Raw genomic sequence first — 17,201 nt, 5'->3', positions numbered from 1 at the left:
CTGTTACAGGCGAATCGTGCCCTTCATGAAATCCACCGCCGGGCCGGCGAGCATCACGCGCTCGCCGGCCACCCGGCAGCGCACGGTGCCGCCGCGGGCGGAAACCTGCCGGGCGACGAGAACATCCTTGTCGAGGCGCTCGGCCCAGTAGGGCGCCAACTGGCAATGGGCCGAACCGGTGACCGGGTCCTCGTCGACCCGCAGTCTCGGAAAGAAGCAGCGGCTGACAAAATCCACTTCGTCACCCGGTGCGGTGGCGATGACGCCGCGGCCGGGCATTCTCGCCAGCGCGCGAAAGTCGGGTGACAGCGCCCGGACCTCGGCCTCGCTGCCGAAAACGACCATGCAGTCGCCACCCTCGAAGGCCTGTCGGGGCCTGGCGCCCAGCGCTTCGGCCATGCCGGAAGGAATACCGATCTCGCGGCGACCGGCGGCGGGAAAATCGAGCTCAAGCCCCGCATCGCAGCGACGAACCCGCAGCGCCCCGCTACGGCTTTCGAACACGACCTCCTCTGCGGCAAACCCCAGGTGCTCGAACAGCACATGGGCGGTCGCCAGCGTGGCGTGACCGCAAAGGTCCACTTCGGAATGCGGGGTGAACCAGCGCAACCTGTAGCCGTCGCCCTCGGCCACGCAGAAGGCCGTCTCGGACAGGTTGTTCTCGTCGGCAATCGCGCGCAGAAGCTCGTCGTCGAGCCACTCGTCCAGCAGAACGACGGCGGCGGGATTGCCTTCGAAGACCTTGTCGGCAAAAGCGTCTACCTGGAAAAACTGGAGTTCCATGCCTGGGAGTCACCACGGATTGCATAAAGTCGAAACGGCATTATGCGACACTTCGGAAACGATCCGACAACGGCTTTGGGAAAAGTGACGCAAGAAGCCCCCGACGACACGCTCGGCAACGAACAACCCTACTCGTCCGACCGCTATGCGCGGCTGGTGCTCAATCTCGGCCGTGCCCTGCTGCACGTCGGTTCGCCGGCGCATCGGCTCGAGTCGTCGATGCAGATCATGGCCGAGCGCCTTGGTCTGCAGGCGGAGTTCTTCTCCACGCCGACCGCGCTGATCGTCTCCCTCGGCGACGGCGACAAGCAGCAGACCTTCCTCGCCCGTTCCGAGCCGGGCTCGGCCAACCTGTCCAAGCTGGCGGACCTGACCGAGGTGATGGAAGACCTGGCCGACGGGCGCATCGACCCACAGCAGGCCGACGAGCGCGTGCGCGCCATCGATGCCGCGCCACCGCTCTATGGCGCCTGGCTGCAGGTGCTGGCGTTCACGCTGATCGGAGGGGGCGTGGCCCCGCTGCTCGGCGGCGGCTGGCGTGAAGCCTTGATGTCGGCGCCGCTGGGCGCCGTCAGCGGGCTGACGATCTGGTGGATGCGCCAGCACGTGGAACGCTCGCGCCTGATCATGCCCATGGTGGCCGCACTGATCACCTTCCTGGGCTCGCTTTGGTGCGGATTCGACGGGCGAACGGCGCTGATGCCGGCCGTGCTCGCCGCCATGATTCCGCTGCTGCCGGGCATGGACCTGACCACGGCCGCACGCGAGCTGTCCACCGGGCACCTGGTATCGGGCTCGTCTCGCCTGGCCTTTTCGGTCACCGTCTTCGCGCTGCTGGCCTTCGGCCTGGTGCTCGGGGGCATGGCCGGGCAGGCCATCGTCGGCCCGGTGGAACTCACGGCCGCCTCGCCCAGCCCCGAATGGCTGCCCTTCGCCGGGCTCGTGGCCGCGGCCTTCGGCCTGATGATGCTCATCCAGGCGCATATGCGCGACTGGTTCTGGATCCTGATGGTCTCGCTCATCGCCTGGATCGGCACCGGGCTGGGCGGATGGCTCGAGGCCCCGATCGTCGGCGCCTTCGCCGGCGGCCTGGCCGTCGGCCTGGCGGGCAACCTGTTCGTGCTCCTGTCGCGACGACCGTCGTCGATCCTGCACATACCGGGGCTGATCCTGCTTGTTCCCGGCAGCATCGGACTGAGAAGCCTGGCCACGCTGCTGCAGGACGACGTGGTTGCGGGCGTGGAAACCGCCATTCTCGCCGGCATCATCGCGGTGGCGCTGACCACCGGCATGATCCTCGCCAGCGTGCTGATTCCGCCGCGAACCACCCTGTGACGCGCGATGGCGCCAGGCCGTCGTTTTCCGTATGCTGGCACTCGAAACCACCTCGACGCGGGAGGGCGTTAGTGGTGAATCAATCGGGCGGTCCGGGAAGCCGGTTCGGCGCAGCACGCGATCCGAACCGAAGATTCAGTCGGAGGGCTTTGAGCTCCCTCGCATTCCTGTTCGTCCCGTTCTGCCTGGCTGCATTGGCGCAGTCCCCGATCCAGCCGCTCTCCTCCGACACCGTTCGCGTCGGCGTCTACCAGAACAGCCCCAAGATCGGGCTCGACGAGTCCGGCAATCCGCAAGGGATCTTCATCGACCTGATCGAGGCCATCGCGGCGCGCGAGGGCTGGGGCCTCGAGTATGTGCCGGGCACCTGGCAAGAAGGCCTGCAGCGGCTGAGCCAAGGCGAGATCGACCTGATGCCGGACGTCGCCCGATCGTCCGAGCGAACCGAGCTGTTCTCCTTTCACAACGAACCCGCCCGTACGAGCTGGAATCAGGTGTACGCCCCGGCGGGCAGCCGTATCCGTTCCATCCTCGACCTGGACGGCCAGCGGGTCGCCGTACTGGCCGGCTCGATCCAGCGCGACCAGCTCTCTTCGATGGTCGAAGGCTTCGGCATCCGGATCGAGCTGCTGACCTTCCCGGACTTCGAGCGCGCCTTCTCGGCGGCCCGTTCGGGTCAGGCCGACGCGGTCATCACCAACCGCTTCTTCGGTGAACACAACGCCACACGGCACGGTCTCGAGGACACTTCGGTGATCTTCTCGCCCTCGCGGCTGTATTTCGCCGCCGCTCCCACCGGCCGGCAGCACCTGCTCGAAGCCATCGATCGTCACCTTGTCGCTTTCAAGCAGGACTCGCAGTCGCCCTGGTACCGGTCGCTGGAACGCTGGACCAGCGGGCCGCCGCTGACCACCTGGCCGCTGTGGCTGCCGTGGGCGCTCGCGGCCGTATCCGTCATGCTCCTCGGCGGCCTGATCATCGTGCTGATCCTGCGCAGCCAGGTGCGCGCACGCACTCGCCAGGTCTATGAGCAGGCGCGCCAGCACACGCGCGAGCTGGAACGACGAGTCGATGCACGAACGCGCGAGCTGGGCGAGACCTCCGCATTCTTCCAGTCCCTGATCGACCACATCCCCAGCCTGATCTACTACAAGGACATGAATCTCAGGTTCACGGGCTGCAACAAGGCCTACGAGCGCGCATTCGGTCTCAGCCGCGACGACATCGCCGGGCGCTGCGTCACCGAACTCGACTACCTCCCGCGCGCCCAGCGCGAGGCGTTCGAGGTCGAGCAACGCCAGCTGCTGGAGCTGGGCGGCTCCATCAATCGCGAAATCACGGTCGATTTCGCCGACGGCACCCGCCACGAGATGCTCTATACGGCCACCCGCATCCTCGGACCTCAGGACACGCCGATGGGAATCGTCGGGCTGCTGGTCGACATCACGGTGCAAAAGCGCGTCGAAAGCCAGCTGGCCGTCGCGCGCGATCGCGCCCAGGCCGCCGACCGGGTCAAGTCGGCCTTCCTGGCCACCATGAGCCACGAACTGCGCACCCCGTTGAACTCCATCATCGGCTTTACCGGCATCCTGCTGCAGGAACTGGCCGGCCCACTCAACGCCGAGCAGACCAAGCAGCTTGGCATGGTTCGAAACAGTTCCCAGCACCTGCTGACACTGATCAACGACGTGCTCGACATTTCGCGCATCGAAGCCGGCGAGATGACCTTGTCCGACGAGGCCTTCGACCTTGCCGACTCGGTCGACAAGGTGGTCGAGATCGTCCGCCCGCTGGCCGAGCGAAAGAACCTGGCGATCGAGGTCAAGCGTCACTGTCACCCGGGCCTTCGCCGCGGCGACGCGCGCAGGGTCGAGCAGATCCTGTTCAACCTCATCGGGAACGCGGTGAAGTTCACCGAATCCGGTTCGGTCGAAGTCGGAGTCGACACGATCCCCGATGAGGCGCACAATCCGGTGGTGATCACGATTCGCGACACCGGCATCGGCATCCGCGAAGAAGACATGCAGAACCTGTTTCAGCCGTTTCGCCAGATCGATTCGACGATGTCGCGCAAGCACGAGGGAACGGGGCTGGGCCTGGTCATCTGCAAGCGCCTGGCCGAGCTGATGCACGGAGAAATCGAAGTCGACAGCCAATGGGGCGTGGGGACGTCCTTCAAGTTGAAGCTGCCGCTGGCAACGGCCAAGACCGGAGAACCGGCATGAGGGGAAGGATCCTGCTGATCGAGGACAATGAACAGAACGCCTACCTGGTCAACTACCTGCTGGGCGCCCGAAACTGGGCGGTCACGGCAGAACTGGACGGGCCCTCCGGGTTGAAGCGGGCAGAACGCGAGCCCCCCGACCTGATCCTGCTCGATATCCAGTTGCCGGGGATGGACGGCTACGAAGTGGCCCGGCAACTGAGAAAAATGGAAAGCCTCGCGGACACCCCGATCGTTGCCGTGACCTCCTACGCCATGCCGGGTGACCGTGAGAACTGCCTGGCGGCCGGCTGCACCGGCTACATCGAAAAACCCATCGACCCGGCCACTTTCGCCGACCAGGTCGAGCAGTTTCTCGAGGAAGTTCGATGAGACACGTGCTGATCGTCGACGATCACGAGGAAAACCGCTACCTGCTGGAGTCACTGCTTTGCGCGCACGACTTCGAGGTCAGCGAGGCGGCGGACGGGTCCGCCGCGCTCGAGAAGGCCCGAGCGCGCCCACCCGACATCATCATCAGCGACCTGCTGATGCCCACCATGGACGGCTTCACGCTGCTGCGTGAATGGAAAGCGGACGAGCGGCTCGCGGCCATCCCGTTCATCGTCTACACCGCCACCTACACCCAGTCCGAGGACGAACGCCTGGCGCGCGATCTCGGCGCGGACGCTTTCCTGATCAAGCCGACCGAACCGCAGGTTTTCCTCAAGCGACTCGAGGCGGTGCTCGCCGAAGCCGGACGCCGGCCCGTGCACCCCAGGCAACCGCTGACCGCGGGGGCGGAAGCCGATCGTCGCTACAGCCAGGCCCTGGTGCGCAAACTCGAGGAGCGCAGCGCCGAACTGGCAAGACGCGTCCAGGAGTTGCAGTCGGCCAAGGGCCAGATCGAACGCCTCAACCGGCTTTATTCGGCGCTGAGCGCCATCAACCAGCTCATCGTCCACACCGGCTCCCGGGACGAATTGCTCGAGGGCGTGTGCCGGATCGCCGTCGAACGCGGCGGCTTCACCCTCGCCTGGATCGGGTTGCTGGCCGACGATGGCAAGACGGTCGAGGTCGTCGCCCGCCACGGCGGTAACCGGGACATGTTCGATCGTGTGGGGGCTTTCGTGGTCGAGCCCCCGTTTCGAACGCCGGTCGAAATCGCCATCGGTGAGAACCGTATCTTCCTGAGCAACGATCTCGGCGCCGAGCCCGCGCTGAAGGAGATCCGCGCCGTGTTCGAGGACAATGGCCTGCACTCGACGGCAGCCTGCCCGCTGGAAGCCGGCGGCCAGGTCATCGGCGCGCTGAGCCTGTTTTCCAACGAGTCGGGCTTTTTCGACTCCGCACTGACCGGCCTGGTCCAGGAAGTCGCCGGCGACATCTCCTACGCGCTTGAAAACTATCGGCGGGAGTCGCTGCGCCAGCAGGCCGAGGCCAGCCTCAAGTCGGCCGAAGAGTTCAATCGCCTCAGCCGCCGCGTGATCGAAGCTTCTCCCAACGGCGTGATGATCACTTCCGCCGAGCACCCGGACACACCCATCCTGTACGTCAACAGCGCCTTCGAACGGATCACCGGCTACACTCGCGCTGAAGTGATGGGTCGCGATCCTCGCTTTCTCAACGGCGACGACCGGGACCAACGCCAGCTCATCGACATCCGTGAGGCGATCACCAAGCAACAGGAAGGGGACGCCCTTTTGCGCAATTACCGCAAGGACGGCACGCCCTTCTGGAACGAGCTGACCATCGCGCCGGTATTCGACGAGTACGGGCGAGCCACTCACTTCGTCGGCATCATCAACGACATCACCGACAGAAAGCAGTACGAAGAGCAGCTCGAACGCCAGTACAGCCAGGACACGCTGACCGGGCTGGCCAGCCGCAACCTGCTCCAGGACCGCGTCAAGCAGGCAATGGCCGCCGCCCGGCACGACGGGCACGCCATCGCCCTGCTGTTCATCGACCTCAACCAGTTCAAGCGCATCAACGACAGCCTCGGCCGCGCCGCGGGCGACGGCGTACTGCGCGAAGTCGCCGATCGCCTGCGCAGCCAGGTACTGGCGCGAGACACCGTCGCGCGCATCAGCGGCGACGAGTTCGTGATCCTGCTGACCGATGTCGAGGACGCGGGCGACCTGCCCGGACGGGCCAACGCATTCCTCGAGTGCTTCGACCAGCCATTCGGCGTGGCCGGGCGAGAGATGAACATCACCGCCAGCATCGGCATCAGCGTCTTTCCCGGCAACGGCCAGGACTACAACACGCTGCTCCGTAACGCCGATATCGCCATGTATCGCGCCAAGCAGCTGGGCGCGAATCAGTTCCGCTTCTACACCGATGACATGAACGCCTCGGCTCTCAAGCGCGTCGACATGGAATCCAGGCTGCGTCGCGCCGTCGAGGATCGGCGCATGCTGCTCTACTTCCAGCCCATCATCGACCTCAAATCCAATCGAGTCGTCGGCGCCGAGGCGCTGCTTCGCTGGCACGACCAGGAACGATGGGTTCCACCCGACGAATTCATCCCGCTTGCCGAGGACATGGGCCTGATCATTCCACTCGGGCGCTGGGTGCTCGAGGAGGCCGCAGCCCAGGCGCGCCGATGGCGCGACAACGACATGGACCTGCGAATCGCGGTCAATCTATCGGCTCGGCAGTTCCGCGACCCCGAACTCGGCAACCATATCCGCCAGGCCCTCGAGCAGGCGGGTGTCCCGGCCGACCGCCTTCGCCTGGAAATAACCGAATCGGTCATCATGGACAGTGCCGATGCGGCCGCCCGCATCCTCGGTGAACTCCAGTCGCTGGGGGTGGGCATATCCATCGACGACTTCGGCACGGGCTACTCCTCGCTGGCTTACCTGAGACGTTTCCCGATCGACCAGTTCAAGATCGATCGATCGTTCATCCAGGAACTGGAGCAACACAACGAAAGCGAAGCCATCGTGATGGCCATCATCCGCCTGGCGCTCAGCCTGAGTCTTCGCACCGTGGCCGAGGGCGTTGAAACAACGGCCCAGCGCGACTATCTTGCGCAGGCCGGCTGCGACATGGTGCAAGGCTTCCTCTACAGCCAACCGCTGCCGCCGGAAGAGTTTGCCAGCTGGGTGACCGAATTCCACGACAACCACGACCACGACGACCGCAACGAATGAGTATCGATATCCGCAAGCCCCACTCGATGAAGCTGGAAGACGCCCAGCAAGTCGCCGACGACCTCGCCTTGGACCTGGCCGAGAAGTTCAGCATCGAATACGGCTGGGACGGCGATACCATCGTGTTCGAGCGATCGGGCGTGCACGGCGAGATCGACGTCGACGAAGAGGCCGTCCACGTCAAGGCCAAGCTGGCCTTTCTGTTCTCTTACCTGGAGCCGGCGGTCGAGAAGGAAATCAACCGCTACCTCGACGAGCATTTCGCGTAACGGGCGGCACGGTGGCTGTCGAGGCACCCGTCTCACCCGCCCCCCACGCGCAAAGCGCCGGCACGAGCGAACGAAGAACGTCCTGTCCTACCCCAGTTCGGAGAGGTAAGCCCGCCCGCTTGACATCAGGTACCGGAACGCCTCGGCGTCGTCGTTCTCGATGGCATGATTCAAGGTCTGCACGGCCTGCAGCATCACCTCACGCACACCGGCGCCGTGGCGGTTGAGCGACTGGATCTCGAAGTAGAGATCCGGGTTCTCGCCGGCAACCGCCCGCGCGATAGCCAGCTGGCGATCGAAGGTCGTGCTCGACAGCTTCGCCAGGCGCTCGGCCGGCACGCCGCTGTCGGCCAGGGCGGTGAAAAAGACAATGCTCAGAGCATGCGACAGGCCGAGAATCGGGGCCATGAGTCGATCGTGCTCCTCGAGATCGAGCACCACCAGTTCCGCCAGGGTATCGGCAAACAGCGCGCGCGCCGCTTCGACCGCCGCTTGATTGCCGACATCCATCAGCAAGACGTGCTTTTCCGACAGCAGCTGCGTATCGGGCCCGAACATGGGATGAATCGAGCACACTTGCAGGCCGGCCCCCGCCGCCGAACGCAGGGCCGCCTCGAGCGGCGACTTGAGCGACCCGACATCGAACACCAGGGCGTCGACCCGATCCCCGGCCAGCGCGGTGAGCACTTCGGCAGTGATCGCCAAGGGAGCGGCGATGGCAATCACGGCCACGTCGGTCGGAGCCTCGCGCCAGTCCTTGAAACGGGTCTCGCCGTCGGCCGCGGTTGCCGGGTCGGCAATGAGCACATCGAATCCCTGGCCGTCGAGGAAAGCCGCCAGCCAGCGGCCCATGCGACCGGCGCCGCCGACCACCAGTGCGCGACGCCCGTGACCGTGGCGACCCAGGCGCAGGCGTTCCTGCTCCTGGCGTGTCAAGGAAGCCTCGATCAGGCGCTTGAACAGGTCTTCGGCCAGCCCGGGATCGAGGGCCTTCGACACGGCGGCGCGCCGCACCCGATCGAGCACCTCGCGCTCTCGCCCGAAGTCCCGTAGCTGGCGCCCGTGCCGTTGTTTCAACTGGCCGATATCCGAAACCAGGCGCTGGCGCCGAGTCGCCAGCTCGATCAGATCCGCATCGACGCCGTCCAGTTCGTCGCGCAGCGCCTTGAGCCGATCCCGGAGTTCGCGCTCGCCCATAGTCTACGCGCGGCTCATGAATTCGCGGGATTCGGTGTTCACGCGAACTTTCTCCCCCGGCGTGATGTAGTCGGGCACCTGGATCTCGAGCCCCGTCTCGAGCGTGGCCGGCTTGCTGGACTTCGAAGCGGTCGCGCCCTTCATCACCGGCGCCGTGTCGCTGACCGCCAGCACGACCGATTGCGGCAGCTGAATGGCCACCGGCATCGAGTCGATAATCAGCACGTAGATGCCCTCCAGACCGTCGGTGATGTACTCGGCGCTGTCGCCGATGGCCTCCGCGTCGATCAGGTACTGGGTGAAGTCCTCGCTGTCCATGAACACGAACTGGTTGCCGTCGCGGTAGGAGAACTCGCTCTGGCGGCGCACCAGGTCCGCATCCTTGAGCACGTCATCGCCCTTGAGCGTCACTTCCCGGCGCTCGCCGCCGGGGATCGCCTCGAGCTTGAAACGATAGAGCGTGCCGCCGCCGCGGGCGGTCGGCGCCGAACGCTCGATATTGCGCACGGAAAAAACGGTACCGTCGTGCTCGACGACCTGGCCGCGCTTGATCTCACTTGCCCTGGGCATGCATTTCTCCGAGGTGGTTGGAATTCGGGGCAAAGCATACTGCATCTGCCGTCCGTCGGGACACGGCCGCCTTCCGCACCCCACGAGGCCCTGCGGAAGCCTTTCGTGCCAGGCAGCTGTGATAAGTTGCTCGCACCACGGGGACGACCGCCGCAAGCCGGTCGAACAAGGGAAGGACTTTGAAGATTCTCGTCGTCGATCACTCGAAAGTGTTTCGCGCCATCTGGCAGCGCCTGATGGCGCGTGCCGGGCACGAGGCCCTGGTCTGCGAGGACGGCCGCTCGGGCCTCGCCCGGGTCGAAGGCGAACGCGTCGACATGATCTGCGTGTCGCTGTCGCTACCCGACACCGACGGCATCGAGTTCACCCGACAGGTTCGCAGGATGCCGCACGGCCATGACGTGCCCATCATCCTGCTGACCTCCGTGGGCGAAAAACAGGTGCGGCGCCGCGCCTTCGAAGCCGGCGTGACCGACATTCACGCCAAGACCGAAGTCCAGCAACTGTTCCAGCGTGCCCAGGGCTTCATTCGCAACGGCGAAATGGACGGCGATCCGCCCTCCGGGCGCGTGCTCTACGTCGAGGACAGCCGTAGCGTCAGCCGCATCATGATTCACCTGCTCGGCAAGATGAACCTCGAAGTCGACCACTTCCGCAGCGCGGACGAGGCCTGGGAACATTTCGACGAAACCTGCCACGACCTGGTCATCAGCGACATCCTGGTCGAGGGCGGCATGAGCGGCGTGGCCCTGGTCAACCGCCTGCGCGAGCGCTACCCGGACAAGACGCGGCTGCCGATCCTGGCGATGTCGGGCATGGAAGACCCGGTACGCCGCGTCGAACTGTTCCGGCTGGGCGTCAACGACTTCATCAACAAGCCGGTCATCATGGAGGAGGCCCGGGCGCGCATCGGCAACCTGATCGTCAACAAGCAGCTGTTCGACCAGGTCCAGCAACAGCGCCGCCAGCTCTACGAACTGGCCATGACCGATCCGCTGACCGGTCTGAACAATCGCAACGTGCTCAGCGACTTCAGCCAAAGGCTCGAGTCATCGGGGCGCCGCGACGACACCGTGCTGAGCCTGATCCTCCTCGACATCGACCACTTCAAACGCATCAACGACCAGCATGGCCACCTGGTGGGCGACGAAGTCCTCACCCGGATCGGTGAGCTGCTGTCGCGCTCGTGCCGGGACGAAGACTTCGCGGTGCGCTTCGGGGGTGAAGAGCTGCTGCTGGTGTTGCCGGGCTGTCCGCTGGACGTGGCCGCGCGCCGCGCCGAGGAACTGAGGTCCGCGCTGGAAAGCCTGGAGCCGGCCGGCCTGCGCGTGACCGCCAGCCTCGGTGTGAGCGCCGTCTCCCCGACGAAGGAGGTCGAACTCGAAGCGGTCATCCGCCTGGCCGACCGGGCCGTCTACCAAGCCAAGTCCCGGGGGCGGAACCAGGTCGTGACCCTTGCACCCGACACCGCCTGCGGCGACGCCGGACCGCTACCGGCCACCGGCAGCGACTGACCGCACCTCGAAAGAGCGCATCGAAATGACCCAACACCGCAGCATCCTCAAGCGCAGCCTGATCGTCAGCATGGTGACCGTGATCGCCGTTGCCGCCGCTGCCTGGTACGGCGGCCCACGCTGGCTCGACGACTCGGTCATGGCCTACCGGGGCGAAGCCACGCTGACCGGCCTGGATGCGGAGGTCGAAATTCTTTTCGATGCGCGCGGCATCCCGCGCATCCACGCCGAGACCGATGCCGATGCCGTTCGTGCCCTGGGCTGGCTGCACGCCGGCGAGCGCCTGTTCCAGCTCGAACTGATCCGGCGCATGGCGCGCGGCGAGCTCTCCGCCCTGGTCGGTGAAGCCGCGCTGGAACTCGACATCCTGCACCGCAGCTTCGGCTTTGCCCGACGCGTCGAGGAAGAAAGACCGGAACCGGACCCGCAAACCGCCGCCCTGCTCGATGCCTACGTCGAGGGCATCAACCAGCAGATCGACGCGCTCGACCGGCTTCCGCCGGGGCTGCTCATGCTCGGCGCCGAGCCCGAACACTGGACGCGAGAAGACGTCCTGACGATTGCCTACTACCAGACCTTCTACCCGACCACGCTGGTGCAGCGCCTGAGCGAAGCCTGGCACGTGATGACCCGCGAGCACGGCCAGCCGGCAGCCGACTGGCTGAGCGAACTGCCCGACTGGACGCGCGCCACCATCCCCCGCCAGGCGATTACCCAGGCATCCAACACCTGGGCGGTCAGGCCGAACAATTCGCGCAGCGGCGCCGCGCTGCATGCCGCCGACCCGCACCTCGACATCGATCGCGCGCCGGGCACCTGGTATGCGGCGGGCCTGCACTCGGCCGAGACCCTGGACGTCGTGGGTGTTACAACACCCGGCCTGCCTTTCGTCGCCATGGGCCACAATGGCCGCATCGCCTGGGCTTTTACCGTCGCACCGGTCGACGTCTTCGAAATCTACCGCCAGCCGCGCGATCGGCAGAGTCCGGATCGCGTCGGCGGACCCCACGACTCGCAACCCCTGCGTTCGCGCAGCGAGACGATCGAGGTGCTCGGCCGCGAGGAACCGGTTGAGAGAACGTTTCACTACACGCCGCTGGGCCGGGTCATCCACCTGGCCGACGATCACGTCAAGGTCATGCGCTGGGCCGGCTTCGAGCTGCCCCTGGCCGACATCGTTGCCAACGGCCTGGCCCTCAACCGCGCCGCGGACTTCGACACCTTCCGGCAGGCGGCCAGCGACATGGGCGCCCTGTCGGTCAACTGGAGCTACTCCGACCGCGAAGGCAATATCGGCTACGTCCAGTCGACCCCCGTCCCGGTTCGCCGGCACACGCGTTTCTTCAGCGTGCTCGACGCCACCGACCCCGGCAACGACTGGGACGGATTCCATCCGCCCGACGAGCGTCCCTGGACTCTCAATCCCGAACAGGGCTGGCTGGCCAACGCCAACAACAACGCCGTCGATGACAGCTGGCCCTATCCGATACCCGGTTTCTACAAGCAGCTTCGCATGCGCCGCATCAGCGACCATCTCTCGAGCCGGGAAACCTTCGACCGCGACGACATGCATCGCTTCCAGCTCAGCCAGCACTCCGACCGCGCCCTGAGCTGGCGCGACTGGCTGGCCGAAGTGGCCGAGGACTCCGGCCGGACCGCGATCGCGGCGGAGCTGCGCGCCTGGGACGGCGAAATGCGCGCCGACAGCGACATGGCCGGCCTGTTCCAGCTGTGGTGGCACTACCTGGCTCGCGCGGTATTCAACGACGACAGCGAAAGCGGCCCGTCCGACTGGCGGACCCTGCGTCCCCTCCTCGACAACTGGATGCACTCGAGTCCGGACGAGGCCTTCCCGCCCGGCATCGACCGGCATGGCGCCGCGCTTGCGGCCCTCGAGGACGCATTGAAGATCGGCATTCACCCGCTCGGACGTCTCCAGACGCTGAGCATCCGTCACCCGCTCGCCAACAACGGCTTGCTCGACTCCTGGCTGAACCTGACCCGCGGGCCTGTCCCGCGCGGCGGCGATGCCGGCTCGCTCAACGTCAGCTACGTCGACTTCGATCCGGACACCGGCCAGCTCGGCGTCCGCGGCGGCGCGTCGATGCGCTTCGTCATGGACTGGTCCGACCGCGACGCCTTCACGCTCAACCTGACCTTCGGCCAGTCCGGCAACCCCTTCAGCCCGCATTTCGACGACTTTTTCGACGACTTTCTCACCGGAGAACCCTGGCCTGTGCCCTGGTCGCGCGAAGCCGTGGCAGAGCGCGCCACCAACCGGATACGGCTGACGCCCTGAGGGGCATGACGGCCGCAGGAGTCAGGACTTGCGCTTGCCCCTGCCCGTTTGGGCGATGGATGGGTTGGCGCCACCGGTCGCCGTGGTGGCCTCGACACGTCAAAGGCGTTTCGCCCGCCTGCTTCGCAGGCTGATGGCGAGTACCTTTTTTCCAAAGCGAAAAAAGGCACCAAAAATCGCTTTTCAACGTCAAAGTCCCACGCTCTGTTATCTCAGGAGCTTGCTCACTGCGGGGGCTGGCCCCTTCGGTGAGCGGGCTTCGCGATGGCCCGGCTGGTCGCGTGGTGCCCGGGATACTTTCCGAGAGTGGCCATGGGAGGGATCCCGGGCTTGCGCTCCGGATTGACCCCCGCGCGCTTTGCGCGCGCCATCTGCGCGGTTGCGGAGAATCGTAGGATGCGTGGAGCGAAGCGCAACGCATCGGCCGATGCGTTACGGCCCTACGGGCCTCCACGCATCCTACGCCACTGGATCAAGCCCCCGGCGCGCGCAGCGCGCCACTTTCGAAGCCGAGCCGTCCTCGTGCGGGCTTCGCTCCATTCCTGCTAGCGCCACCAGATCCTCCGACCGAGTCTTCGCGAAGCCCGCTCCGCGAAGGGGCCAGCCCCCTTCCGGTTCGAGTCCTGAAACCCCGGATCGTGGGACTTTGACGTTAAAAAGCGCTTTTTCGTATCTTTTTTCGCTTTGGAAAAAAGGTACTCGCCAAAAGAGCCTGCGAAGCAGGCCGGGCGAAACCGCCTTTGACTTGTCGAGGCCACCAAAGCGCCCGGCGGCGCCAGCCCACAAACTGCCCATGGAGTCAGGGCCCAGATCAGTAGGATGCGTGAAACGAAGCGCAACGCATCAACCCGACCTACGCATTACCCCTCAAGGCCCGGACCGGCCGCGGGCAGTAACATCCTCTCCATGCATTCACCCACCTTGCCGACAATGGCGGCTAAAGTGAATTTGGAACCGACGATGATAGTGAACAGACTTCGCGGACCGGCAGCGACGCTGGTACTGCTGCTCTTGGCTCCGGCGACGTACGGCCTCGATGTCGAGGACGTATTCGAGCCCTACGCCCAGCTGCTCGAGCGCCATGTCGTGGAGCACGATCTGGATTCCGGCGGCCTGGTCTCTTCGTTCGACTACGAAGCGGCCATCGCCGAGTCCGGCAGTCGCGCGTTGATCGAACGGCAGCGCCGGGACCTGGCCGAGCTCGAAAGCGTCGAGTTCGATAGCCGGGACACCGCCCTAGCCTTCTGGATCAATGCCTACAACTTCTTCATGATTGCCCATATCGTGGACAACTCCGAGGACTCCGCGCCGGTCGACTCGGTCAAGGACTTCGGCAGCCTGTTCAATCCCTTTCGCGTGTTCGGCCTCGAGGTATTCGACGTGGCCGGGGAGGAGCGCTCGCTCGATCAGATGGAAAAGGAAATTCTCCTCGGCGATGACTTCGCTCGCCGCGGCTGGAAGGACGCGCGCGTCCACTTCGCCGTCAACTGCGCCTCGGTCGGCTGCCCCCCGTTGAGAGCCACGCCCTACACGGCCGGCAACGTCGAGGGCCTGCTCGAGGAAAACACCCGCCGCGCCATGCTGACACCCCTGCACCTGCGCATCGAAGGCGACACGGCCTGGCTGACCAGCCTGTTCGACTGGTACAAGGGCGACTTCGAGGAGGCCGCCGGCAGCGTCGAAGCCTTTGTCGAGAACCATGTTGAGCCCACGCGTGCCGCGCGCTTCGAAGACGCCCGGCGAAAGCGCATCATCGACTACGACTGGCAGCTCAACTCGCCCGCCAACATCGCTCGATGGCTGGAAACCACGAATGTTGGCGAACAGTATTCCCTCGATACCGAGGCCCGCCACCGCGCCACGCCGGGCCGGCGGCTGAGCCTGGGCGCGAGCAACCTGACCGACCGCTATCCGGACCGCTCGGGCGAGGCCAAGGACTTCTTCGGCAACTTCGCCTACGACCCGATCAACCCAATCGGGATCAACGGTCGATTTGTCTACGCACGAAGCGAATTCATTTTTTGAATTCTGAACTTCAAATCGAGGGCCATCCGGGCTAGGCTTCGTGCATGGCAAGACAATCCGTTTTCGTATTCCTCCTGATCGGTTTCGCCGTGGTTGGCCTCATCGGCATGGCCTGGCCGCCGGCCTGGTACCTGCTGATCATCATCGTCCCGCTTCTGGCGCTGGGCATCCGCGACGCCACGCAGACCAAGCACACCGTGCTGCGCAACTTTCCGATCATCGGCCACTTCCGCTACCTGATCGAGCACTTTAGACCGGAGATCCAGCAGTACCTGATCGAAAGCAACCTCGACGCCTACCCGGTCGAGCGCGAGTACCGCGCCCTGATCTACCAGCGCGCCAAGGGTGAGCTCGAGACCCGCCCCTTCGGCACCCAGCGCGACGTCTACAGCCCGGGCTACGAGTGGGCCGCCCACGTGCTCTCGCCGGCACCCCTGCTGCAGGAGGAACCGCGCATCGACATCGGCGGCAAGGACTGCAGCAAGCCCTACTCCTCCTCGCCGCTGAACATCTCGGCGATGAGCTTCGGCTCCCTGTCGCCCAACGCCGTGCTCGCCCTCAACAAGGGCGCGGCCGAAGGCGGCTTTGCGCACAACACCGGCGAGGGCGGCGTGTCGCGCTATCACCTCGAAGGCGGCGGCGACTTGATCTGGCAGATCGGAAGCGGCTATTTCGGCTGTCGCACGGCCGCGGGCGAGTTCAACCCCGAGCGCTTCGAGGAAGTGGCCGGGCGCGACTGCATCAAGATGATCGAACTCAAGCTCTCCCAGGGCGCCAAGCCGGGCGCCGGAGGCATCCTGCCCGGCCCGAAAGTGAACCGAGAAATCGCCCGGGCACGCGAAGTCGAAGAAGGCGAAGCCTGCATTTCGCCGCCCTCGCACAGCGCGTTTTCCACGCCGGCGGAGATGATGGAGTTCGTCGCCCGGCTGCGCGAACTGTCGGGCGGCAAACCGGTCGGCATCAAATTCTGCATGGGCCGGGTGGGCGATTTCCTGGCGATGTGCCGGGCGATGATCGATACCGGCATACGACCGGACTTCATCACCGTCGACGGCGGCGAAGGCGGTACGGGTGCCGCACCGCTGGAGTTCACCAACTCCCTGGGCATGCCCAAGCGCGATGCCCTGGTCCTGGTCCACGACATCCTCACCGGGGCCAATCTGCGCGACGATGTTCGCGTCATCTGCAGCGGCAAGATTCTCAGCGGTTTTCACATGATTCGCGCCTTCGCCCTGGGCGCCGACGGCTGCAACAGCGCCCGCGCCATGATGTTCGCGCTGGGCTGCATCCAGTCGCTGAGTTGCAACAACAACAATTGCCCGACCGGCATCACCACCCAGAACCCATCGCTGGTACGCGGCCTGGTGGTCGAGGACAAGGCCCCGCGCGTGGCGCGCTACCACCGCAAGACCATCGACAGCCTGATCAAGATGCTCTCGGCCATGGGCCTTAACCATCCCAGCGAAATCACCCCGCATCACATCTACCGCCGCTCGAGCGAACTGCGCGTGGCCACCTTCGCGGACCTCTACGACTTTCACGAGCAGGGACAACTGCTCGACGAAAGCCACGGCAAAAGCCCCTTCAGCGAGGACTGGAAACGCGCGCGGGCCGATCGCTGGTCCTGAGGGCATCATTTCTGCCCTTGGGTTGGGGTGGTGTCACCGGTCGCTGTGGTGGCCTCGACACGTCAAAGGCGTTTCGCCCGCCTGCTTCGCAGGCTGATGGCGAGTACCTTTTTTCCAAAGCGCGACCAACGAGAACGGGGTTGGGCCGAGGCTCAGAGTTTCGGACGCGTTCGCCTGCAAGGCGAGACGGCGCCGGCGTAGTGGTGCTACGTCAAGC

General features: G+C 65.4%; 12 protein-coding genes. 9 read left to right on the top strand and 3 right to left on the bottom strand.

Features of this window, described 5'->3' with window-relative positions:
• Positions 1-3: 3 nt before the first annotated feature.
• Positions 4-783 (bottom strand): PhzF family phenazine biosynthesis protein, encoded by a 780-nt coding sequence (locus ACDC67_RS03350; protein WP_376690600.1) that lies wholly within the window; start codon positions 781-783, stop codon positions 4-6.
• Between the two features lie 84 nt (positions 784-867).
• On the opposite strand from ACDC67_RS03350, the gene ACDC67_RS03345 reads away from it, so the two are divergent.
• The 5 genes from ACDC67_RS03345 (at position 868) to ACDC67_RS03325 (ending at position 7,751) form a co-directional block, all read left to right on the top strand.
• Positions 868-2,118: a threonine/serine exporter family protein gene (locus tag ACDC67_RS03345; RefSeq protein ID WP_376690598.1), complete on the top strand. Its 1,251-nt coding sequence runs from the start codon at positions 868-870 to the stop codon at positions 2,116-2,118.
• Positions 2,119-2,267: 149 nt separating this feature from the next.
• Complete coding sequence (locus ACDC67_RS03340) at positions 2,268-4,343, top strand: hybrid sensor histidine kinase/response regulator (protein ID WP_376690596.1); 2,076 nt, start codon at positions 2,268-2,270, stop codon at positions 4,341-4,343.
• Positions 4,340-4,714 carry a response regulator gene (locus ACDC67_RS03335; protein WP_376690595.1) on the top strand — a complete coding sequence of 125 codons (375 nt, stop codon included), beginning with the start codon at positions 4,340-4,342 and terminating at the stop codon, positions 4,712-4,714. Before ACDC67_RS03340 ends, ACDC67_RS03335 begins: the two co-directional genes overlap by 4 nt.
• A complete protein-coding gene (locus ACDC67_RS03330; RefSeq protein ID WP_376690593.1) occupies positions 4,711-7,482 on the top strand; it encodes a two-component system response regulator in 2,772 nt (923 codons plus the stop codon). The genes ACDC67_RS03335 and ACDC67_RS03330 overlap by 4 nt, the downstream gene beginning before the upstream one ends.
• A complete protein-coding gene (locus ACDC67_RS03325; RefSeq protein WP_376690591.1) occupies positions 7,479-7,751 on the top strand; it encodes a polyhydroxyalkanoic acid system family protein in 273 nt (90 codons plus the stop codon). The genes ACDC67_RS03330 and ACDC67_RS03325 overlap by 4 nt, the downstream gene beginning before the upstream one ends.
• An 87-nt stretch (positions 7,752-7,838) precedes the next feature.
• Here the strand turns inward: ACDC67_RS03325 and ACDC67_RS03320 are convergent, their stop codons facing one another.
• Both ACDC67_RS03320 and efpL read right to left on the bottom strand, forming a co-directional pair.
• Positions 7,839-8,948, bottom strand: a complete 1,110-nt coding sequence (locus ACDC67_RS03320; RefSeq protein ID WP_376690590.1) for a prephenate dehydrogenase/arogenate dehydrogenase family protein — start codon at positions 8,946-8,948, stop codon at positions 7,839-7,841.
• Positions 8,949-8,951: 3 nt separating this feature from the next.
• Positions 8,952-9,518: an elongation factor P-like protein EfpL gene (gene efpL / locus ACDC67_RS03315; RefSeq protein WP_376690589.1), complete on the bottom strand. Its 567-nt coding sequence runs from the start codon at positions 9,516-9,518 to the stop codon at positions 8,952-8,954.
• Between the two features lie 179 nt (positions 9,519-9,697).
• Here efpL and ACDC67_RS03310 point away from each other — a divergent pair, with 179 nt between their 5' ends.
• From ACDC67_RS03310 to ACDC67_RS03295, 4 genes are all read left to right on the top strand, one after another.
• Positions 9,698-11,032, top strand: coding sequence for a diguanylate cyclase (locus ACDC67_RS03310; protein ID WP_376690587.1), 1,335 nt, complete (start codon positions 9,698-9,700; stop codon positions 11,030-11,032).
• Between the two features lie 25 nt (positions 11,033-11,057).
• Positions 11,058-13,331, top strand: coding sequence for a penicillin acylase family protein (locus ACDC67_RS03305; protein WP_376690585.1), 2,274 nt, complete (start codon positions 11,058-11,060; stop codon positions 13,329-13,331).
• A gap of 966 nt (positions 13,332-14,297) precedes the next feature.
• Positions 14,298-15,356, top strand: a complete 1,059-nt coding sequence (locus ACDC67_RS03300; protein ID WP_376690584.1) for a DUF547 domain-containing protein — start codon at positions 14,298-14,300, stop codon at positions 15,354-15,356.
• A 44-nt stretch (positions 15,357-15,400) separates the two neighbouring features.
• A complete protein-coding gene (locus ACDC67_RS03295; protein ID WP_376690582.1) occupies positions 15,401-16,984 on the top strand; it encodes an FMN-binding glutamate synthase family protein in 1,584 nt (527 codons plus the stop codon).
• The last annotated feature ends 217 nt before the right edge of the window (positions 16,985-17,201 follow it).

It is taken from the genome of Wenzhouxiangella indolica (genome assembly GCF_042310355.1).
In the GTDB taxonomy this organism is placed as follows: Bacteria; Pseudomonadota; Gammaproteobacteria; order Xanthomonadales; family Wenzhouxiangellaceae; genus Wenzhouxiangella.
The sequence above is the reverse complement of the archived record's forward strand: the minus strand, read 5'-3'. Positions and strand labels throughout refer to the sequence as shown.